Annotated in this window: 17 protein-coding genes; all 17 read left to right on the forward strand. The window is 51.0% G+C overall.

Annotation, left to right across the window (positions count from 1 at the left end; genetic code table 11):
* Positions 1 to 211 precede the first annotated feature (211 nt).
* The 17 genes from NYE29_RS18090 (at position 212) to murG (ending at position 21,296) form a co-directional block, all read left to right on the forward strand.
* A complete protein-coding gene (locus NYE29_RS18090; RefSeq protein ID WP_038595383.1) occupies positions 212 to 1,144 on the forward strand; it encodes an ABC transporter permease in 933 nt (310 codons plus the stop codon).
* Positions 1,145 to 1,146: 2 nt separating this feature from the next.
* Positions 1,147 to 2,094 carry an ABC transporter permease gene (locus NYE29_RS18095; protein ID WP_076109038.1) on the forward strand — a complete coding sequence of 316 codons (948 nt, stop codon included), beginning with the start codon at positions 1,147 to 1,149 and terminating at the stop codon, positions 2,092 to 2,094.
* Positions 2,095 to 2,107: 13 nt separating this feature from the next.
* The gene (locus NYE29_RS18100; protein ID WP_038595381.1) at positions 2,108 to 3,103 is read left to right on the forward strand and encodes an ABC transporter ATP-binding protein; all 996 of its coding nucleotides are present in this window, start codon (positions 2,108 to 2,110) and stop codon (positions 3,101 to 3,103) included.
* Positions 3,100 to 4,020: an ABC transporter ATP-binding protein gene (locus tag NYE29_RS18105; protein WP_340896960.1), complete on the forward strand. Its 921-nt coding sequence runs from the start codon at positions 3,100 to 3,102 to the stop codon at positions 4,018 to 4,020. The genes NYE29_RS18100 and NYE29_RS18105 overlap by 4 nt, the downstream gene beginning before the upstream one ends.
* A 218-nt stretch (positions 4,021 to 4,238) precedes the next feature.
* Positions 4,239 to 5,870, forward strand: a complete 1,632-nt coding sequence (gene bshC / locus NYE29_RS18110) for a bacillithiol biosynthesis cysteine-adding enzyme BshC (protein WP_340896961.1) — start codon at positions 4,239 to 4,241, stop codon at positions 5,868 to 5,870.
* Between the two features lie 88 nt (positions 5,871 to 5,958).
* The gene (locus NYE29_RS18115) at positions 5,959 to 7,230 is read left to right on the forward strand and encodes an adenosylhomocysteinase (RefSeq protein WP_076109040.1); all 1,272 of its coding nucleotides are present in this window, start codon (positions 5,959 to 5,961) and stop codon (positions 7,228 to 7,230) included.
* Between the two features lie 238 nt (positions 7,231 to 7,468).
* A complete protein-coding gene (mraZ, locus tag NYE29_RS18120; protein WP_038595376.1) occupies positions 7,469 to 7,906 on the forward strand; it encodes a division/cell wall cluster transcriptional repressor MraZ in 438 nt (145 codons plus the stop codon).
* 43 nt (positions 7,907 to 7,949) lie between these two features.
* Positions 7,950 to 8,903, forward strand: a complete 954-nt coding sequence (rsmH, locus tag NYE29_RS18125) for a 16S rRNA (cytosine(1402)-N(4))-methyltransferase RsmH (protein WP_340896962.1) — start codon at positions 7,950 to 7,952, stop codon at positions 8,901 to 8,903.
* A 24-nt stretch (positions 8,904 to 8,927) separates the two neighbouring features.
* Positions 8,928 to 9,323 carry a hypothetical protein gene (locus tag NYE29_RS18130; protein ID WP_038595373.1) on the forward strand — a complete coding sequence of 132 codons (396 nt, stop codon included), beginning with the start codon at positions 8,928 to 8,930 and terminating at the stop codon, positions 9,321 to 9,323.
* A 43-nt stretch (positions 9,324 to 9,366) separates the two neighbouring features.
* Positions 9,367 to 11,592, forward strand: a complete 2,226-nt coding sequence (locus NYE29_RS18135; protein ID WP_340896963.1) for a penicillin-binding transpeptidase domain-containing protein — start codon at positions 9,367 to 9,369, stop codon at positions 11,590 to 11,592.
* A 176-nt stretch (positions 11,593 to 11,768) separates the two neighbouring features.
* Positions 11,769 to 13,694 carry a stage V sporulation protein D gene (locus tag NYE29_RS18140; RefSeq protein ID WP_340896964.1) on the forward strand — a complete coding sequence of 642 codons (1,926 nt, stop codon included), beginning with the start codon at positions 11,769 to 11,771 and terminating at the stop codon, positions 13,692 to 13,694.
* 31 nt (positions 13,695 to 13,725) lie between these two features.
* On the forward strand, positions 13,726 to 15,213 hold the full coding sequence (locus NYE29_RS18145) for a UDP-N-acetylmuramoyl-L-alanyl-D-glutamate--2,6-diaminopimelate ligase (RefSeq protein WP_340896965.1): 1,488 nt from the start codon (positions 13,726 to 13,728) through the stop codon (positions 15,211 to 15,213).
* Positions 15,210 to 16,616 carry a UDP-N-acetylmuramoyl-tripeptide--D-alanyl-D-alanine ligase gene (locus tag NYE29_RS18150; protein ID WP_340896966.1) on the forward strand — a complete coding sequence of 469 codons (1,407 nt, stop codon included), beginning with the start codon at positions 15,210 to 15,212 and terminating at the stop codon, positions 16,614 to 16,616. Before NYE29_RS18145 ends, NYE29_RS18150 begins: the two co-directional genes overlap by 4 nt.
* Positions 16,617 to 16,637: 21 nt before the next feature.
* Positions 16,638 to 17,603, forward strand: a complete 966-nt coding sequence (gene mraY / locus NYE29_RS18155; protein ID WP_340896967.1) for a phospho-N-acetylmuramoyl-pentapeptide-transferase — start codon at positions 16,638 to 16,640, stop codon at positions 17,601 to 17,603.
* 3 nt (positions 17,604 to 17,606) lie between these two features.
* Positions 17,607 to 19,028, forward strand: a complete 1,422-nt coding sequence (gene murD / locus NYE29_RS18160) for a UDP-N-acetylmuramoyl-L-alanine--D-glutamate ligase (protein ID WP_340896968.1) — start codon at positions 17,607 to 17,609, stop codon at positions 19,026 to 19,028.
* A 49-nt stretch (positions 19,029 to 19,077) separates the two neighbouring features.
* Complete coding sequence (gene spoVE, locus NYE29_RS18165; protein ID WP_340896969.1) at positions 19,078 to 20,175, forward strand: stage V sporulation protein E; 1,098 nt, start codon at positions 19,078 to 19,080, stop codon at positions 20,173 to 20,175.
* 5 nt (positions 20,176 to 20,180) lie between these two features.
* The gene (gene murG / locus NYE29_RS18170; protein ID WP_340896970.1) at positions 20,181 to 21,296 is read left to right on the forward strand and encodes an undecaprenyldiphospho-muramoylpentapeptide beta-N-acetylglucosaminyltransferase; all 1,116 of its coding nucleotides are present in this window, start codon (positions 20,181 to 20,183) and stop codon (positions 21,294 to 21,296) included.
* Positions 21,297 to 21,299 lie beyond the last annotated feature (3 nt).

A 21,299-nucleotide genomic window follows, 5' to 3' on the forward strand; every position in this document is an offset into this window, starting at 1 on the left:
ATGCTTGCAACAAAATATAGTAATATAATATCTGAAGGTTTTTATATTACTTCGGGATATATATGTGGAACTCCATATATATCCCTTTTTTTTGTATGGGATAGTAAATGAGATTATTTGGAAAAAATAACAATTTGATTAAATGGACAAATGAGTATTTTTTCCTTAGAATAGGTAAGTAAAAATATTGTCGAAGGAGGTGATGGCGGGCATGGTTCGTTATATTTTCAACAGATTTCTCCACATGATTATTTCCCTGTTTGTATTGATATCTGCGACCTTTTTCCTAATGAAGGCGATTCCCGGAGATCCATTCACAGCAGAAAAGAAAATTCCTGAACAAATTTTGCAGCGTCTATACGCGCAGTATAATTTGGACAAGCCCGTCTTTGAGCAGTACGTAATTTATTTGAAGAATATTATTAAAGGTGACCTGGGCATTTCAATGAAAATGCTTAACCAGGAAGTAACAGATATTATTTCACAAACCTTCTCTTCATCACTGAAGCTTGGGGTTGTGGCTATTATTGTAGCGATTATTATAGGTGTAGGGCTAGGGATGCTTGCGGCTCTGCATCACCGGAAATTGATCGATAATGTCGCAATGATATTGGCTGTTCTCGGTATTGCGGTACCGAGCTTTGTTGTGGCTTCATTGCTGCAATATTTGCTGGCCTATCACTGGAAAATTTTCCCTGTCATGGGCTTTAAAGGACCGATGAATTATTTCCTCCCGGTTATGGCACTGACGGCGTCGCCGATTGCAGTCATTGCACGTCTTACCCGTTCCAGCATGCTTGAAGTGCTTCATGCCGATTACATCAAGACAGCAAAGGCGAAGGGTCTCAGCTGGATGTCGATTTTATCCCGCCACGTGTTGCGCAACGGTATTATGCCGGTAATTACTTATGTGGGACCGATGACCGCGAACATTATCACCGGTTCTGTTGTCATTGAACAAATCTTCGGTATCGGCGGTATCGGTAAACAGTTCGTTCAAGCGATTAACACACGTGACTATCCGATTATTATGGGTATCACCATATTCTATGGTGTAATCTTGATGGTCGCACGTTTCCTTACGGATGTCGCTTATGTTGCTGTTGACCCACGTATTAAACTTGCTGGAGGAAAGGAGGATTAACGTTGGCTGCAAATAATAATACTGTTGCTCCACATGTGGACCTGAAGCCCGAAGATTTCCGTAAAATCGGCATTGATGAGAAGGAAGCGGAAGTGATTCAGCGCGAAAGCCTTTCCGCTTGGCAGGATGCATGGCAGCGTCTGCGCCAGAACAAAATAGCTATGGTTGCGCTGGTTATTATGATCTTGATTGTCATTATGGCCATTGTTGCTCCGCATTTGGTTCCTTATACTTATGATTCGAATGATTTGATGAGTACAAACAAGAAACCATCCTTGGATCACTTGTTTGGAACGGATGATTTTGGACGCGATGTATTTGTCCGCACCTGGATGGGTGCCCGGATCTCGCTGATTGTCGGCCTTGCCGCTGCGATGATCGACTTAATCTTTGGTGTAATTTACGGTGGGATCATGGGATTCTTCGGTGGACGCATCGATACAGTAATGAATAAGTTCTCCGAAATTTTATATTCGATTCCTTATCTGCTCGTAGTAATCATGCTGCTTGTGGTATTTGAACCGAGTCTGTGGACGATTATACTTGCCTTGACCATTACCGGGTGGATCAATATGTCCTGGATTGTGCGCGGCGAAATTATGCAGCTCAAAAACCGCGAATTCATCTTGGCCTCCCGCTCTATGGGTGCTGACTGGAAACGCCTGCTGTTCAAGCATTTGCTTCCAAATGCAATGGGACCTATTATTGTTACCGTAACGTTGTCCGTACCGAGCGCGATCTTCTCCGAAGCGTTCCTCAGCTTCCTCGGACTTGGCGTACAGGCACCGGTAGCTTCACTCGGTTCCATGATCAATGACTCCCTTACAGGCTGGATGTACTATCCTTGGCGGATGATCTTCCCTGCGCTTGTTATCAGCTTGACCATGCTGTCCTTTAATATTTTTGGTGACGGACTCCGTGATGCACTGGATCCTAAGCTGAAGAAATAGGAGGTGAACATTGATGGAACCCATTCTGCAAGTCAAAGATCTGCATGTTTCCTTTTTTGTAAAAGGTGGAGAAGTACAAGCTGTCCGCGGTATGAATTTTGAAGTAGGCAAAGGTGAAACGGTAGCCATTGTCGGTGAGTCCGGCAGTGGTAAGAGCGTTACGGCGCAGTCGATTATGCGGCTCATCCCTACACCGCCCTCCAAAGTGAAACAGGGCGAGATTATTTTTCAAGGACAGAATCTGCTGAACAAAAGCATGAAACAAATGGAAAGTATTCGCGGCAAAGATATTGGCATGATATTTCAAGACCCGATGACTTCTTTGAACCCAACTATCAAAGTGGGCAAACAGATAACCGAAGTTTTGATCAAACATCAGAATATGTCAGCGGCCGAAGCGAAAAAGCAAGGTATTGAGATGCTGAAATTAGTTGGCATCAAAAATGCGGAGGCTCGCTTTAACCAATATCCCCACGAATTCTCCGGCGGGATGCGCCAACGTGTAATGATCGCCATTGCACTGGCCTGCCGCCCGGCTCTGCTGATTGCAGATGAGCCGACAACGGCGCTTGACGTTACGATTCAAGCGCAAATCATGGATGTTATGAAAGAGATGCAGCAAAAACTGGGGACCTCCATCATCCTGATCACTCATGATCTCGGCGTAGTTGCAGGCATGTGTGACCGGGTCATCGTTATGTATGCTGGTGAAGTGGTGGAAACAGGTACCAGATGGGAAATCTTTAAGAATCCACAGCATCCGTATACCCGAGGGTTGCTGCGGTCGATGCCGCGTCTGGACCAAAAGAAGGGTGAGCCTTTGATTCCGATCATCGGGACTCCCCCGGATCTGATTAAGCCGCCGATCGGCTGTCCGTTCACAGCGCGTTGCAGTGAAGCAATGCATGTCTGCGAACAAATCGATCCCGGTGCAACAGAGTTCAGCGAAACGCATATGGCGCGTTGCTGGAATCTGCATTCGATGGCCAAGGAGGTGCAGTTCGTTTGAGTAAGAACCTGATTGAAGTTGAAGGTCTTAAGAAATATTTTAATGTAGGCAAAGGTAAAGTTCTTAAGGCTGTTGATAATATTAATTTCTCGATCCGCGAGGGTGAAACCCTGGGTATGGTTGGGGAATCCGGATGCGGAAAGACTACTGCCGGCCGTACGGTTCTTCGTTTGTATGAACCGACTGCAGGAAGCGTAAAGTATAATGGCACTGATATTTATAAATTATCCGCGGGCAAAATGAAGGCGCTGCGCCGTGACATGCAGATGATTTTTCAGGATCCGTATGCTTCACTTAACCCGCGTCTAACGGTGTCCGATATTATCGGGGAAGCACTGGACATCCATGGGATGGCCGGAAGCCGTGCAGAACGCAAGAAACGGATTGAAGAGCTGCTGGATATGGTTGGACTTAACCATGACCATGCTACCCGCTATCCGCATGAATTCTCCGGCGGCCAACGCCAGCGTATCGGGATTGCCCGCTCACTTGCGGTAAACCCTAAGTTTATCGTCTGCGACGAGCCGATTTCCGCACTTGACGTGTCCATTCAGGCACAGGTTGTCAACCTGCTCAAAGAACTGCAGGACCGTCTTGGACTTACTTATCTCTTTATCGCGCATGATTTGTCCATGGTTAAGCACATCAGTGACCGTGTGGCGGTAATGTACCTGGGTAAAATGGTTGAGCTTGCAGAAAGCGAAGAGCTTTATGCGAACCCGCTTCACCCGTACACGAAATCGCTGTTGTCGGCGATTCCAGTTCCCGATCCGGAAATTGAAGTCAACAAGAAACGTATTCATCTGCATGATGAGCTTGGCAGCCCGATTTACTCGGCTAACGAGAAGAGCAATGACGCCGATTTTGAGCTTGTAGAAGTATCCAAGGGGCATTTTGTTGCTAAAGCATTCGCTTAAGGCAAGCAAAGCTCTCTTTTATAACTGAAACAGAGGGGGTTGTGGCACAAGTCATACAATGGCTTATGGCACGGCCCCCTTTTGTATAGGGAACTTTATTTGTAATAAGAATCTTAAGTTATTTTTTGACGCCAACACTTACATTGGATACAATCATAAAGAGTTTACGAACTTGTGATTACATATAGCAGGCATAGCTGAACAGGAGGCATTAGTACATGGAAGTAGTACCGGAACCGATCCCGGGCGGATCTGCGCTCGCACGCGACTATATAGACCGTTATGAAACGGTAGAGCATTTGTACGGCGGGGATTTCAGAAATGAAGACAGCCGAGAGAAACGGGCGGCGTGGCTGGATGCAAATGAACATCAGCGTGCCGACCGTACTAAGATTGCTTCAGCCTTACGGCTCTATAACGAACAGCATAATCCCCATTCTGCGGTAACGAATGCTCTGGCGCTGCTGGAACAGCCAGGGACGCTGGTGGTGACCGGGGGGCAGCAAAGCGGCCTGTTTACAGGTCCCCTGTTTGTCGTATATAAGGCGATCACTACCATCCAGGCGGCAAAAGAAGCTGCAGCCCAGCTTGGACGGCCGGTTGTGCCGCTCTTTTGGATTGCCGGTGAAGATCATGACTGGGACGAGGTTAATCATACATTTGTCTTAAACCGCACCGGGGAGATCACCAGAATCAAGCTGGACAAAGCTGATGGCCCCCGTTCGTCTGTCAGTGATATTAAGGTAGAAGAATCGGGATGGGAGCAGGTCATTGCCGAGCTGGCTGGCTTGCTTCAAGAAAGTGAATTCAAACCGCAAATCATGGAGTTTATCCGTGAATCGTCACGAATGGCGGGCAGCATGAGCGATGCTTTTGCCAAACTGATCGGTTCGCTATTCGGCAAATTCGGCCTGATTCTGCTGGATTCTGCCGATCCGGAACTGCGCAAGCTGGAGAAGCCGTTTTTTGCCAAACTGATTGAACGCAATGGTGAGCTGGAAGCAGCCTACAAACAATCGGCAATGCGTATAGTTGACGGAGGATATGAGCTGCAGGCAGATGTGACCTCCGGCAATGCGAATCTTTTCTATATACATGAAGGTGCGCGGCTGCTGCTGCATAAGGCGGATGGGCGATATACTGACCGCAAGGGTGCCGTCTCCTTCTCACCGGAGGAATTGCTGGCAGTGCTTGAAGACCATCCTGAACGGTTCAGCAACAATGTGCTGACACGCCCGCTTATGCAGGATTATGTCCTGCCGGTTCTGGCCACGGTATTGGGACAAGGGGAACTGGCCTATTGGGCCATTCCACGCAATGCCTTTGAAGTTGTCGGCGGACAGATGCCGCTGATCCTTCCGCGCATGTCTTTTACTGTCATAGAAGGAACACTGCATAAGCATATGAATAAATACAGCCTCTCCTTCGAGGATGTGAGACAAGGGCTTGAACAGAAACGGAAAGAATGGATCACCGCCCAGGATGAACTCGAGCTTGGCCGCCGGTTCGAGGAAACGAAGGAAGCCTTCTCCGCCATGTATGAGCCGTTGATCGAACAGCTCGGAACGATTCAGGCCGGTCTGCTTAAATTAGGCAATAACAATAAAGAGAAGATCCTGGATCAGATTGCATTTTTACAGGGAAAAGCCCAGGATGCCATGGAGAAACAAAATGAAGCTGCGCTCCGCCAATGGGAACGGATTGAGCTGTCACTCATGCCGCTGGGAAAGCCGCAGGAAAGAGTATACAATATGATGTATTACTTGAATCGCTACGGCCCGGCTTGGCTGGATGAACTGCTGACCATACCCGCCGACTTCAGCGGAACGCACCGTATTATTTATATGTAGGAAAAGAGAAGTAAGCTTACGAAGGAAGTTTTGTTCGAAGTTAGTCTAAGGAAGTCTATGTTTACAAAACTTTTAGGAGGTTTCATAAATGAGTTCAATGTCGAAAGAAAATAGTATTGTCGCGGACATGTCGCTCGCGCATGAAGGGCATCTGAAAATCGACTGGGTCCGCCAGCATATGCCGGTGCTGAACCGCATCCGCGAGCAGTTCGAAGCTGAACAGCCTTTCAAAGGGCTGAAGGTGTCGATTACGCTGCATCTGGAAGCAAAGACGGCTTATCTTGCGAAGGTAGTCAAGGCGGGCGGTGCTGAAGTTACAATAACCGGATCAAATCCGCTGTCGACCCAGGACGATGTCTGCGCGGCGCTTGTCGAAGACGGCATTACAGTGTTCGCCAAATATAATCCCTCACCGGAGGAGTTTAAGGCACTGAATATCAAGGCTCTGGAGAGTAAGCCGGATCTGATCATCGATGACGGAGGAGATTTTGCGACCCTGCTGCATTCGGAACGTCCCGACCTGATGGAGAATATCCGCGGCGGTGCTGAGGAAACCACTACAGGGATCATTCGGCTGAAGGCACTGCAGAAGCAGGGCATCCTGAAGTTCCCGATGGTTGCCGTCAATGATGCGTATTGCAAATATTTGTTTGATAACCGTTATGGTACGGGCCAGTCGGCATGGGACGGGATCGTCCGTACAACCAACCTGATTGTAGCAGGCAAAACCGTGGTTGTAGTCGGTTACGGCTGGTGCGGCAAAGGGGTAGCCATGAGGGCTAAAGGCTTGGGCGCTAACGTAATCGTCACTGAAGTGGATGCAATCAAGGCAGTGGAAGCGCATATGGACGGATTTCATGTGATGCCGATGCTGGAAGCGGCCAAACGCGGTGATTTCTTCGTTACGGTTACCGGCAACCGGTATGTCATCCGCGGCGAGCATTATGATGTTATGAAGGACGGCGCAATTATGTGCAATGCCGGACATTTTGATGTGGAAGTGAATAAACCGGAACTTGCGGAACGATCGGTATCCCAGCGCACTGTGCGTAAAAATATCGAGGAATACCAGTTGAAGGACGGACGCAAGCTGTATCTGCTGGCTGAAGGCCGGCTGGTCAATCTGGGTGCGGCCGATGGGCATCCGGCGGAAATAATGGATACAACTTTCGCTTTGCAGGCGTTGTCGCTTAAATATGTGAATGATAATTACAAGAGCATCGGTGTCAAAGTGGAGAATGTTCCTTATGACCTGGATGAGCAGGTGGCACGCTACAAGCTCGAAAGTCTGGGAATTGCTATCGACAGCCTGACTCCAGCGCAGGTGGAATATCTGGACAGCTGGAATTTGAACGACTAAGCGGTATTTTATCCTTTATCGATAGGCCCGTTGCCATGTATATGGTGCGGGCTTCTTTTTTTGATCCGGATGGATGAATGCATGGAGTCAGGTGCCTGTGGAGGGGATGACTTGACAAACAAGAAAAAATTACCTTGCTGCGGAAAAAGGTTTTTGATTTTTAATGGCGAATCTATTATGCTTAGGTGGTGTAAAGTGGGGTAAAGTGGGGAATCGGTAGCAAGGGGTGGGTAAAACTATGTTTATGGGGGAATTCCAGCATAGCATTGACGACAAGGGCCGTATCATTATTCCGGCCAAGTTCCGTGAATTGCTCGGAACCTCTTTCGTAGCGACCCGCGGCCTCGACTCCTGCCTGTTTGTTTATCCCATGGAAGAATGGGGAATCATGGAGCAAAAGCTCAAAAGCCTTTCACTGATGAAATCGGATGCCCGTGCCTTCAGCCGCTTTTTTTTCTCAGGAGCGACAGAATGTGTATGGGACAAGCAAGGCAGGGTGAATCTGCCGGGGAATCTGCGGCAATATGCCAAGCTGGACAAGGACTGTGTTATTCTGGGCGTTTCGAACCGGGTGGAGATCTGGAACAAGGAGCTATGGGAGCAGTACTTCGAACAGTCAGAGGAATCGTTCAACGAGATTGCCGAAAAATTGGTGGATTTCAATTTTGATCTATAACATACACAAACACAATTCGAATACTGCCCTGGAGGGATGCAGCTTGTTTCACCACATCACGGTGCTTAAGGAAGAAGCGACAGAAGGGCTGCACATCAAGAAGGATGGGATTTACGTTGACTGTACGCTCGGAGGAGCCGGACACAGTTCTCTTATCGCATCCAAGCTTAGCGGCGAAGGCCGGCTGATCTGTCTGGATCAGGATGAGTGGGCTTTGAACAATGCGAGGGAGAAGATGGCTGAATACGGGGAGAAGGTTGTTCTGGTTAAGACCAACTTCCGCGATCTTGAGCAGGTGCTGAAGGAGCTTCCTTTTGTGCCGCAAAAAGATGGCGTTCCCCAGGTCGACGGAATCCTGTTTGATCTTGGCGTATCCTCACCCCAGTTCGATGAAGGGGAACGGGGGTTCAGCTATAATCACGATGCTCCGCTTGATATGCGGATGGACCAGTCCGCAGAGCTGACTGCAGCCGAAATCGTCAATACATGGAGCGAGCAGGAAATCGCCCGCGTGCTTTTCCAATACGGAGAAGAGAAGTTCTCGCGGCGGATCGCCCGCAAAATTGTGGAGCGAAGAGAGGAACGGCCGGTAGAAAGTACAGGCGAATTGGCTGAGCTGATTAAGGAAGGCATCCCTGCAGCTGCGCGCAGGACGGGTGGACATCCCGCCAAACGCAGTTTTCAGGGTCTGAGAATCGCCGTGAACGACGAGCTTGGCGCTTTCGAGGAAGGACTTCATGGAGCAGTGCGCTGCCTGGCACCCGGAGGAAGGGTATCAGTAATTACCTTCCATTCTCTGGAGGACCGGATTTGCAAGCAAATCTTCAGCAGCTATTTAAGCAGATGCACTTGCCCGCCTGACTTTCCTTTTTGCGTATGCGGCGCTGAAGGCACTCTCAAGTTAATTAACCGCAAGCCGCTCGTTCCTTCCGAGGAAGAGCTGGAGCTTAACCCGCGCGCCCGTTCAGCGAAACTGCGTATTGCAGAGAAATTGTAAAAAGACGATAAAGGAGAGTCAGAGATGGCCTATACCCGCGGCAATTTAGCAGTTCAACCCAAGAGAAAAGAAGAGGTAAACCCGCTTTACCGCGAGAAGACAAAAGTTGTCACTAGGCGGATGGTGATTCCACTGCAGGAGAAGCTGATGTATATGCTGACACTGGGAGCATTCGTGCTGGTGGCTGTCGCCCTGATTTGGCGTTACGTCCACATTTATGATTTGAATTTGCAGGCTCAGAAGCTGGACAGCGAAATTGCAAACAACAAAAAGCAGATTGCCACCTATCAGATGGAGAAGCAGAATTTAGAGCAGCTGGTAATCGAGAAGGCAAAAAAGCTGGGATACGTGCAGCCGCCTGAGGATACCACTATTTATGTGCCGGTGGGCAGTACTTCAACTGACGGAGATAACCAATAGCGATTGGCAGAAGTCGCAATAATAGAGTTTGTGAGGTTTCCTTATGTTAAAAAGAATAAAACTTCGCACGCTGTTTATAGGAGGGTGTATTACCCTCTTTTTTCTTGTTTTAGTCGCCAGGGTGTTCTGGATACAGGTTCTGCAAAGCGAGTCCTGGCAGGAAAAGGCGGCCAAGCAGTGGGCCCATGAATCGGTTATTAAAGCGGTGCGGGGAACGATTGAGGACCGCAACGGCATTGTTCTGGCAAGTGATGTCCCGGCGTATACCGTTGTGGTGGACCCTGCAGTCATTGCTGAGCTGAAGATCGGGGAAGAAGTTATTCAGGGTCTGCATGACCTGCTGAACAAGCCGGTGGATCAGTTGAAGATACTGGTTGAGGCCAAGGATGATAAAGGCAATCTTCTCAAGAATCGCGAGGTCCGCACCGAAGGCTGGAAAATCGATCAGGAAATGAAGGACAAAGTGGACGCTTTTATCAAAAAGCTCCGCAAGGAGCATGATATTCTTGAAACCGGCGTCGGCACGGTCAGGGAGCAGAGGCGTTATTATCCCAAGAAAACACTTGCCGCGCATATTTTGGGTTATACCGACAGAGACGGCATTGCCATAGCGGGGCTGGAGAAATATTTCGACAAGCAGCTTAAAGGCGTCGACGGCAAGCTCAATTACCAGAGTGACGGCAAAGGATTTAAGCTGCCTGACTCACAGGATACTTTTCAGCCTGTCGTGAACGGCAGTGATTTCAAGCTGACCATCGACAGCACAATTCAGTATTACATCGAAGAAGCGATGAAAAAGGCTTATGAGCTGTACAAACCAAAGTCCATAAGTGTGATTGCCGCCGACCCGAACACGATGGAGATTCTGGGCCTGGCCAATTTGCCTACCTTCAATCCCAATGAATTCTGGAATTCGGAAACGAAACCGGGGGACTTCTATAACCACGCCATCATGTCGAGATTTGAGCCGGGCTCGACGTTCAAGGTTGTAACGCTGGCCGGTGCGGTGGAGGAAAACCTCTTTGATCCGAATGCCTATTTCATGTCCGGCCAAATCAAACTCAAGGGTTTGCGCAAGCCTATTCCTGATATCAACAGAGTAGGATGGGGTGAAATCACTTACCTTGAAGGGGTTAAACGTTCCAGCAACGTAGCTTTTGTTAAGCTAGGCTATGAAATGCTTGGAAAGGAAAGGCTGCTGCAATATATCACTGATTTTGGTTTCAAAGATAAAACAGGTATCGACCTTCCGGGAGAAATCATCGGGCGTGTTAACCCCGACCCGAATAATGTGTCGGAAAATGCTACACTTTCTTACGGTCACGGGAAATTGGAAGTTACTCCGATCCAACAGCTTACGGCGGTGGCAGCGATTGCGAACGGCGGCAAGCTGATGGTACCGCATGTCGTCAAGGAAATTACCGATCCGAATACCGGGAAGACAACGGTCACCCAGCCTGAGGTTGTGCGTCAGGTCATCTCGAAGGAAAGCGCACGCGAGACCGGAAGCTATCTGGAGCAGGTTGTTGCGGATTTGCAGCATGGGACCGGGAGATATGCCTACATTGAGGGCTACCGTGTGGCGGGCAAGACCGGGACGGCGATCAAGCCAGACGGCAAGGGTGGTTATGACCGGGACAAGGTGCGCTCTTCCTTTCTCGGATACGCACCGGTCAATGATCCGAAGATCGCGGTCTATGTCATCATTGACGAGCCTGCTGACGCTGCCGGCGGCGGTGTCGCGGCGGGCCCGGTGTTCAAGGAGATCGTATCCCAGGCTCTGCCCTATATGGGCGTGCCCAAAACGGGTGACGCGAGCGATACGGACAGCGGCAAGAAAACGGTCAAGGCGCAAGCCTCTGTACAGCGCAAGGCACCTGATCTGACCAGCAAAACCGTGAAGGCAGCCAGAGAGCTGCTTATCAATGGGGGATATGATTTTGAAACGGTGGGTCAAGGAGCTACTGTGGTCAGCCAGTACCCAGAGAAAGGAACTGTGCTTGCAACAGGACAGCGCATTTACCTGTTAACTCAGCAGGGGGAGAAACAGACCATTCCGGATTTGCGCGGGCAATCCCTGCGGGATGCATTGGAAATTCTCAATCTTCTGAAGATTGGCATTGCAGTGGATGGCGAAGGGTATGTCTCCGAGCAAACGGAAGGCATCAAAAATGGCAAGCCGCTGGTTACTCTGAAGCTCAATCCGATCAATGAATACGGTGAGGATATCCCGGTTACGGTACCTGCGGAGGATGCAGCGGAAGAGTAGCCGGGAATCTCAGGCTATTTAAAGAAGTGAACCGAAGCCGTTCCGGCAGCGGTAAAACCGTGTTAGCCCGATTAGCTTACGAGCGGCAATCGTACAGGCTGTTCTAAGCCCTGTTTGTCCCGAATAGTCATGTGATAAGAGATCATGTCTATACGAGCGAAAGCGGGGAGAACGGAATGAAGGTTTCGAAAGTCGTAACTCGGCAGAGAATGCTGTGGACGCTGCTGGGATTGGCCGTATTGTTCGGCTCTCTGGCCGTGCGTCTTGCCTATGTGCAGTTGTCCAAAGGCGAAGAACTCAGCGCCAAGGCGGAAAATTTGCTGCGCCGTGACATACCTTTTACTGCAAAACGCGGTGAAATATTGGACCGTGAAGGGACGTCACTGGCCTATAATGTCAGCTCGCCTACGATTTATGCGGTTCCTGTGCAGGTGAAGGATAAGCAAGGAACAGCACAACAGCTGGCTCCACTACTCGGCATGACTGAGGTGAAGCTAGTGACGCTGCTGTCTAAAGGGAAGTCTTCGGTGAAGTTACAGCCCGGCGGCCGCAAAATTACGATGGAGCTTGCCGCAAGCATCCGTGATTTGCAGCTGCCGGGCATCGTTGTCGCTGAGGACAACAAACGTTATTATCCTTACGGGGATTTGGCGGCCCATATTCTTGGGTTTACGGGAATTGATAATCAAGGCATCACCGGCGTTGAGAATATTTACGATAAACTGCTGCGGGGAATTGACGGGAAAATATCCTATTTGTCTGATGCAGGCGGCCGGTTAATGCCTGGCTCCTCTGAGAAGTATTTCGAACCCCAGGAGGGACTGAGTCTGCAGTTGACCATTGACAAGCAGATCCAGTCCATTATGGAACGTGAGCTGGATCAGGCAATGGTGAAATATCAAGCTCAGGGCAGCTGGGCTATTGCCATGAATCCGAAGAATGGCGAGATTCTGGCAATGGCGAGCCGGCCGGGTTATGAGCCGGGCGCTTACAAGGAATACGATGCGGCAGTGTATAACCGTAATCTGCCGATATGGATGACGTATGAACCGGGTTCGACATTCAAGATTATTACCCTGGCTGCGGCGCTGCAGGAGGGGAAGGTGGATTTGCAGCATGAGCATTTTTTTGACCCCGGTTTTATTGAGGTCGGCGGGGCGAAGCTGCGCTGCTGGAAAAAAGGCGGCCATGGCAGCCAAACCTTTCTGGAAGTGGTGGAGAATTCCTGCAACCCGGGTTTTGTCGTGATGGGCCAGCGTCTTGGCAAAGATACCTTGTTCAAATATATCCGTGATTTCGGCTTTGGCACGAAGACGGGGATCGATTTGAACGGGGAGGCAAGCGGCATCCTGTTCAAGCCTTCGCAGGTGGGGCCGGTGGAACTCGCTACAACAGCCTTTGGCCAAGGGGTGTCGGTTACACCGATTCAGCAGATTGCGGCAGTGTCTGCGGCAATAAACGGCGGTAAGCTGTACACGCCTCATGTTGCCAAGGCATGGATTAATCCGGATACAGGTGAGACGGTATCGGAAGTGAAGCCGCAAGAAGTGCGGCAGGTTATTTCCGAGGAAACCTCGAAGAAGGTGCGGGCTGCCCTTGAGAGCGTAGTTGCCAAAGGCACCGGGAGGCCGGCATTTATTGACGGCTACCGTGTGGGGGGCAAGACAGGGACGGCACAGAAAGTAATCAATGGCCGATATTCTCCTACGGAGCATATCGTATCTTTTGTAGGCTTTGCGCCTGCGGATGACCCGCAGATTGTTGTGTACACTGCGGTGGATAATCCACAGGGCATACAGTTTGGGGGCGTGGTGGCGGCTCCGATCGTACAGAACATTCTTGAGGACTCTCTGCGTTATTTGAAGGTGCCGGAGCGTAAAGACCAGCTTCCCAAAACCTATAAGTACGGGGAGACTCCGATTGTGACGGTTCCCGATCTGACAGGCGCCACAGTTCAAGATATTTATGAAGATCTCAATATGAATTTTACGCTCGTGCGTTCAGGCTCAGGCAATACCGTAGTCAATCAGGCCCCCAAAGCGGGAGCTAGAGTCGAACAAGGCTCGACAATCAGGATTTATATGGGGTCTTCCGGTGAATGATAAGAATGACAAAGCAGAGTGAGGGATTGCTATGAACATTAATGAACTATCTTCTTGTCTTGCAGCTTCGCGCCTATACGGCGATGGTGACACAGAGATTTCCGATCTTCAGACGGATTCCCGCCAGGTGAAACCGGGTGATTTATTTATTTGTTTGCCGGGACATACTGTGGATGGGCATAAATTTGCCCCGCAGGCTGCCGCGAGTGGAGCCGCTGCCATCGTCTGCGAGCGGCGGCTGGATATTGATCTGCCCCAGCTCGTAGTGGATGACAGCAGGTTTGCTATGTCCGTGCTGGCAAATGTCTTCTTCGGATCGCCTAGCAGCCGCATGAGAATGATAGGGATCACTGGCACCAACGGCAAAACTACCACCACTTATCTGATTGAACGGATCATGCAGGACCATGGTGTAAAAACGGGACTGATCGGAACCATTCAAATGCGGTATGACGGACAAAGTTATCCGATGTCAGGCACCACGCAGGAGTCGCTTGAACTGCAGCGTACGCTTCAAGATATGGTGCTTAAAGGTGTACATTGCTGCGTGATGGAGGTATCCTCCCATGCGCTGCAGCAAGGACGCGTGAAGGGGACGGATTACCGCACAGCAATATTTACGAATTTAACCCAGGATCATCTCGATTATCATCATACAATGGAAGAGTATCGCGCCGTTAAAGGCCTGTTCTTCTCCCGTCTCGGCAACGCTATTTCTCCCTGGAAAGAAGAGCGCAAATATGCCGTACTTAACGCGGACGATGAGGCGAGCGCTTATTTTTCTGCCCAGACTGCAGCGGAAGTGATTACATATGGCATCGACAGCAAGGCAAATGTCCGAGCCTCACAAATTTCGATCACATCCAAAGGAACATTTTTCCATGTGGATACGTTTAAGGGTGAGGCAGACATTTCTCTGCGCATGGTCGGCAAGTTTAACGTATATAATGCACTTGCCGCTATCACTGCCGCTCTTCTAGAAGATGTGCCGCTTCAAGAGATCAAAGCCAGCTTAGAGTCTGTGCCAGGTGTGGACGGACGGGTGGAGTCGGTGGATGAGGGGCAGGACTTTGCGGTTATCGTTGACTATGCCCATACACCGGATGGCCTTGAAAATGTGTTGAAGGCAGTCAGCGAATTTGCAACCGGCAAAGTGCTTACCGTCTTTGGCTGCGGCGGCGATAGAGATACCACTAAACGGCCGTTGATGGGGAAGATCGCAGCCAAATACAGCGACAACGTATTTGTGACCTCTGACAACCCACGGACTGAAGATCCGCTGCTGATTCTGCGGGATATTGAAGCGGGACTGAAAGAGGATGGGGTAGCGCAGGAACGTTATGAAATGGTTCCCGACCGGCGGGAAGCGATCAGAAAAGCTATTGAAATGGCAAGCCCCGGCGATGTAGTATTGATTGCGGGGAAAGGTCATGAGACCTACCAGTTGATCGGCGGAGTGGTTCATGATTTCGATGACCGCATTGTCGCCAAAGAAGTGATAAGGGGCCGAAGCTATTGATTACAAGAACGCTGCGAAATATCGCTGACATGTGCGGGGGAGAAGTGTTTTCCGCTGAAGATATGAATGTGAAGATTGCCGGAGTAGTTACCGATTCCCGCAAAATTACGTCTGACTGTCTGTTCGTTCCGCTTGCCGGAGACAACTTTGACGGACATCATTATGGTGCCGCAGCTTTGGCTGCGGGAGCGGCCGCAACGCTATGGCAGAAGGATAAGGGGACTGCGCCTGAAGGCGGCGGGGTTATTCTGGTAGAAGACACGCTGTCTGCACTGCAGAAGCTGGCTGCTGCTTATTTGAGCGAAATTGCTCCGCAGGTTGTTGCGGTTACAGGCAGCAACGGCAAAACGACTACCAAGGATATGATTACAGCCTTGCTTGAAGGACAATTTAAGGTTCATAAAACTCAAGGCAATTTCAATAACCATATCGGACTGCCGCTTACGGTCCTTTCTATGCGCGAGGATGTGGAGATCGCCGTGTTGGAGATGGGGATGAGCTCAAGGGGCGAAATCGCCCTGCTCGCTTCGCTCGCTGCGCCTGATGTGGCCGTCATCACGAATGTAGGTGAATCCCATTTGCTGCAGCTCGGTTCCCGCAAGGAGATTGCCCGGGCCAAGCTGGAGATTGCCGAAGGACTGAAGCCGGGAGGTCTGCTGATCTATAACGGGGATGAGCCGCTGCTAGCTGAGGTTATGGCTGAAGCCTCCTTCCATGCGCCCGAGGGAATGCAAACCTTGCGTTTCGGCATCTCTACGGATAACGATGATTATCCGACCGGGATGATGACGCACAGCGGAGGTATGACCTTTACGAGTTACCTCCACAAGGAGCGTGCCTATACGCTCCCGCTGCCGGGCAGGCATAATGTAGTCAACGCATTGGCCGCGCTTGCGGTTGCACGTCATTTCGGCGTAACTGATGACCGCATAGAGGATGGACTGAAGAGGCTTAAGCTGACCGGCATGCGGATTGAAGTGATGCTGACCTCTTCGGGGCTTACCTTGCTGAATGATGCTTATAACGCCAGTCCTACCTCGATGAAAGCAGCGATTGATGTGCTGCAGTCTATGAAATGCACTGGCAGCCGAATCGCTGTGCTGGGGGACATGCTGGAACTTGGGCCGGATGAAGTTCGGTTCCACCAGGAGATCGGGACTTATCTCGATCCTGAGGAAACGGATCTGGTCTTTGCGTATGGACCACTCTCCGCCCACATTGCTGAGACGGCAAGGGACAAATTCGGAGCAGAACGCGTCTTTTCTTTTACCGACAAAGCGGAGCTGACTTCCGTCTTGATCGGGAAATGCAGTCCTGACGATGTTGTGCTGTTCAAGGCTTCCAGAGGGATGCGCTTGGAAGAAGTACTGCAGAGCCTAAACAAACATTTTGAGCAAACTTAACATATTGGAGGGGGTGTACCCATGGATTATCAACTGCTGCTGCTGACGATTGCTGTGTCCTTTATCCTTGCGGTCATTGCCGCTCCGCTGATCATTCCGCTGCTGAGACGGATGAAATTCGGACAGCAGGTTCGTGATGACGGACCGCAAACTCATTTGAAAAAAGCTGGAACGCCTACCATGGGCGGTATCATTATTATGGTGGCCTTCACTTTATCTTTTCTGAAATTTTCCGTGGTGAATTCGGACTTTTATGTCCTTTTGGTAGCAACGCTCGGTTACGGGCTGATTGGTTTCCTTGATGATTATATTAAAATTGCTTTCAAGCGTTCGCTGGGACTTACAGCCCGACAAAAGCTGGCAGGTCAACTGCTGATCGGGGTGGTGTTATGCGTTCTGTTGATTAACTCCGGCCATAACACAGGCATCAGCATACCGGGAACCTCCATCAGCTTCGATTGGGGCGCATGGTTCTACTATCCATTTATTATCCTCATGATGATGGCGGTCACGAATGCAGTAAACTTTACTGACGGAGTAGACGGATTGTTGTCGGGTGTCAGCGCGATCGCGCTTGCCGCCTTTGCCGTAGTGGCCATGCAGGCTACCTCGATTGCTGCCGGTGTCTGCGCAGCAGCGATGATCGGGGCGGTATTAGGTTTTCTGGTATTTAATGCCCATCCGGCAAAAGTATTTATGGGAGATTTCGGTTCCTTCGGAATTGGCGGTGCGATCGGGGCGATTGCGATTGTGACCAAAACCGAGCTGCTGTTTGTTGTGATTGGCGGAGTTTTTGTGGTTGAGATGCTGTCTGTTATTTTGCAGGTAGCCTCCTTTAAAACGCGCGGCAAGCGCATTTTCAGAATGAGCCCGATCCACCATCACTTTGAGCTCGGCGGCTGGTCGGAATGGCGGGTTGTTGTCTCCTTCTGGGCGGTTAGCCTTGTGCTGGCGGCAGTAGGACTATATATCAGCAAGGGGTTGTAAAGAATGAAACATCCGGATATGTACCGAGGGGAAGAGGTGGTCGTCCTGGGGCTGGCTAAAAGCGGGGTCCAGGTGGCCAAAGTGCTGCATGAGCGCGGTGCGGTAGTTACGGTCAACGATAAAAAGGAAAGAGATCAAAGTCCCGAAGCTTCCGAACTGGAATCTTTGGGAATTTCTGTTATATGCGGCGGACATCCGGAAGGACTGATTCATCCAGGTGTCAGCCTGGTGGTCAAAAATCCGGGCATCCCCTACACTGTTCCTCCAGTGCAGCAGGCGCTGCAGCTAGGCATCGAGGTTGTGACCGAGGTGGAGGTGGCTTACCGGCTCTGTGCCGCCCCCATGATCGGTATAACCGGCTCCAACGGAAAGACAACGACTACGACCTGGGTAGGCCGCATGCTGGAGGCCGCAGGGATGAAGCCGATTGTTGCCGGCAACATCGGTACGCCGCTCTCTCAGGCCGCTCTGGAGGCGGATGAGGACAACTGGATGGTTGTCGAACTAAGCAGCTTCCAGCTTAAGGGGACGGAGACCTTCCGTCCCAAGGTGGGTGCTCTGCTGAATGTAGCCGAAACCCATCTGGATTATCATGGCGACATGGACGATTATGTGGCTTCCAAAGCGAAGCTGTTTGCTAACCAGGGACCTTCTGACACGGCTGTGCTGAACTGGGATGATCCGGTTTGCCGGGGCCTGGTTCCTTACATCAAAGGCAGCCTATTGCCTTTCTCCATGACGGAGGAGCTGGTTCAGGGCATCTTTGTCCGTCCCTCTTTTGTGCCGGATACCGAAGATGACCACAATCGGGTAATCATTTATCGTGATTATTCGGAGAGCGAGACGGAGATTGCCACGGTGGATTCCATTGGCCTGCCGGGGCGGTTCAACGTTGAGAATGCCTTGGCTGCCTGCGGAATCGCCATCGCTGCCGGAGCAGCTCCGGAGGGTCTTGGTGCTGTGCTGGCTTCTTTCCGCGGGGTGGAGCACCGTCTGGAATATGTGGCGGATAAGGCTGGAGCCTCTTACTACAACAACTCCAAAGCAACAAACTCCAAAGCCACCTCCATGGCATTGGCTTCGTTCCGCGAGCCGATTGTATTGATCGCCGGGGGACTCGACCGCGGGTCCGATTATATGGAGCTTCTGCCTGTCCTCAGCGGCAATGTGAAGGGGCTGGTGGTCCTGGGGCAAACAAAGGACAAGCTGGCCAGTGTGGCGCAAATGGCAGGAGTAAAGCACATCATCTCCGTCGATAATGGGGAGAGCGCCGCCGCCGTGCTGCAGCAGGCTGTCCGGGAGGCTTCCGCCCTTGCGGAAGAAGGAGATGTTGTTCTCCTGTCTCCTGCCTGTGCAAGTTGGGATATGTTTACCTCGTATGAGGAGCGCGGGCGTATTTTTAAAGAGGCGGTGCATAACCTTTAAGTAGGGGGGTGGATAAGCCCCTACTACGGATGCAAGAGGTGTGCTCCTGATGAAGAAATCCCGTCATGCGCCTGATATCTGGCTGCTGATTCCGATTCTGGCTCTACTGGCAATCGGCATGGTGATGGTGTACAGCGCCGGGTCCGTTTTGGGCTTCCGCAATTATGGCGATTCGTTTTATTTTGTTAAAAGACAGCTGCTGTTTGCCGGACTGGGTCTCGGGGCAATGTTTGTTACTGCCAACACGGACTATCTGGTGCTCAAAAAATTTGCGAAGCCTGCTCTGATCATCTGCTTCGTTCTGCTCGTGATGGTGCTCATTCCCGGAATCGGGGTTGTGCGCGGCGGTGCGCGGAGCTGGCTGGGCATCAGCTCCTTCGGAATTCAGCCCTCCGAGTTTATGAAGATGGGGATGATTCTTTTTCTGGCAAAATGGCTGGGACAGGATGACTATGATATCTCCGTCTTCACTCGAGGGCTGCTTCCTCCCCTGGCATTGATTGGTTCTGCTTTTGGGCTGATTATGCTGCAGCCGGATCTGGGCACTGGCACTGTAATGTTCGGTGCGGCTCTGATGATGGTGTTCACGGCAGGAGCCCGGATGAAGCATCTGCTGTCACTCGGTGTGGCCGGTGTCGCCGGGTTCGCCGGATTGGTTGCTGCCGCGCCATACCGCTTGCAGCGCATTACAGCATTCCTGGATCCCTGGTCGGATCCGCTCGGCGCCGGTTACCAGATTATCCAGTCGCTGTATGCGATTGGACCAGGCGGCCTTGGCGGCCTTGGACTGGGCATGAGCCGGCAAAAGTACAGCTACGTGCCGGAGCCGCAGACTGATTTTATTTTTTCTATATTGGCCGAGGAGCTCGGATTTATCGGGGGGCTGGCAGTACTGCTGCTGTTTCTGATTCTAATCTGGCGCGGGATGAAGGTGGCGATGAGCCTGCCTGACCGTTTCGGCAGTTATCTGGCCGTAGGCATCGTCTGTATGGTGGCTGTCCAGGTTATCATCAACATCGGTGTTGTCATCGGCATGATGCCGGTAACGGGCATTACGCTCCCGCTGATCAGCTATGGAGGCTCGTCGCTGACCCTGATGCTTACAGCACTCGGTATTTTACTGAATTTATCCCGTTATGCGAGGTGAGAGACATGCGTATCGTATTAAGCGGCGGGGGTACGGGGGGACATATTTATCCCGCCGTAGCCGTCGCCAGACAACTGGAAGAGGAAGACAAGGGCTCTGCCTTTTTGTATATCGGAGGCAAGCGTGGTCTGGAGAGCAAAATCGTTCCCCAGGAGAAAATTCCATTCAAGGCGATTGATATTACGGGCTTCCGCCGGAAGCTCTCCATGGACAATGTAAAGACAGTCATGCGTTTCCTCAAGGGGGTTAAAGCCTCCAAAGAAATGCTCAGAGAATTTAAACCGGATGTCGTGATCGGCACTGGAGGTTATGTCTGCGGCCCGGTCGTTTATGCGGCTTCCCGTCTTGGAATTCCGACCTTGATTCATGAGCAGAATGCCATTCCCGGGCTTACGAACCGCTTCCTCAGCCGGTATGCCGACACAGTTGCCGTAAGCTTTGAAGGGACTGAATCGGCCTTTCCGGGAGGCAAAAACGTCATTTATACAGGCAATCCCCGGGCAACAACCGTAACGACTGCCAGCGCTCAGAGAGGTTTCGCATCACTGGGCATTCCTGAAGGCAGCACAGTGGTGCTGGTTGTCGGAGGCAGCGGGGGGGCTAAGGCCATCAATCAGGCGATGATTGAGATGGCCCCGTATTTGGGTAAGGGTAATGGTGTTCATTATGTGTATGTTACCGGCGAGTCCTATTTCGAAGAGACCCGGAAAGCCCTGCGTCAAAAGCTGGGAAGCGAGTCAGGCTGGCTGCATATCCTTCCCTATATTCACAATATGCCCGAGGTTCTGGCTTGTCTTTCTCTGATTGTGAACCGGGCAGGCGCATCTTTTCTTGCAGAAATTACGGCACTGGGTATCCCCTCCGTCCTTATCCCGTCCCCCAACGTGACGAATAATCATCAGGAAGCAAATGCCAGACAATTGGAACGTGAAGGTGCGGCGGTTGTACTGCTGGAGAAGGATCTGAACGGCCAGACCCTGCTGGCGGCCGTACAGAAGATTATTGGTGCAGAAGATGTGCAGAGAAGCATGTCGGAAGCCTCAAGACGTCTTGGCAAAAGAGATTCCGCCTCGCTGGTCGTGGCCGAGCTGCGCAGGCTCGTGGCTAACCGTAAAGCCTAGGTC

It is taken from the genome of Paenibacillus sp. FSL M7-1046 (assembly GCF_038007405.1).
In the GTDB taxonomy this organism is placed as follows: Bacteria; Bacillota; Bacilli; order Paenibacillales; family Paenibacillaceae; genus Paenibacillus_AQ.

Bases quoted from the DNA above. Each gene is read 5' to 3' on its own strand.
- NYE29_RS18090 (WP_038595383.1), top strand. From the start codon at position 212: ATGGTTCGTTATATTTTCAACAGATTTCTCCACATGATTATTTCCCTG.
- NYE29_RS18100 (WP_038595381.1), top strand. From the start codon at position 2,108: ATGGAACCCATTCTGCAAGTCAAAGATCTGCATGTTTCCTTTTTTGTA.
- bshC (WP_340896961.1), top strand. From the start codon at position 4,239: ATGGAAGTAGTACCGGAACCGATCCCGGGCGGATCTGCGCTCGCACGC.
- NYE29_RS18115 (WP_076109040.1), top strand. From the start codon at position 5,959: ATGAGTTCAATGTCGAAAGAAAATAGTATTGTCGCGGACATGTCGCTC.
- mraZ (WP_038595376.1), top strand. From the start codon at position 7,469: ATGTTTATGGGGGAATTCCAGCATAGCATTGACGACAAGGGCCGTATC.
- NYE29_RS18130 (WP_038595373.1), top strand. From the start codon at position 8,928: ATGGCCTATACCCGCGGCAATTTAGCAGTTCAACCCAAGAGAAAAGAA.
- NYE29_RS18135 (WP_340896963.1), top strand. From the start codon at position 9,367: ATGTTAAAAAGAATAAAACTTCGCACGCTGTTTATAGGAGGGTGTATT.
- NYE29_RS18140 (WP_340896964.1), top strand. From the start codon at position 11,769: ATGAAGGTTTCGAAAGTCGTAACTCGGCAGAGAATGCTGTGGACGCTG.
- NYE29_RS18145 (WP_340896965.1), top strand. From the start codon at position 13,726: ATGAACATTAATGAACTATCTTCTTGTCTTGCAGCTTCGCGCCTATAC.
- mraY (WP_340896967.1), top strand. From the start codon at position 16,638: ATGGATTATCAACTGCTGCTGCTGACGATTGCTGTGTCCTTTATCCTT.
- murD (WP_340896968.1), top strand. From the start codon at position 17,607: ATGAAACATCCGGATATGTACCGAGGGGAAGAGGTGGTCGTCCTGGGG.
- spoVE (WP_340896969.1), top strand. From the start codon at position 19,078: ATGAAGAAATCCCGTCATGCGCCTGATATCTGGCTGCTGATTCCGATT.
- murG (WP_340896970.1), top strand. From the start codon at position 20,181: ATGCGTATCGTATTAAGCGGCGGGGGTACGGGGGGACATATTTATCCC.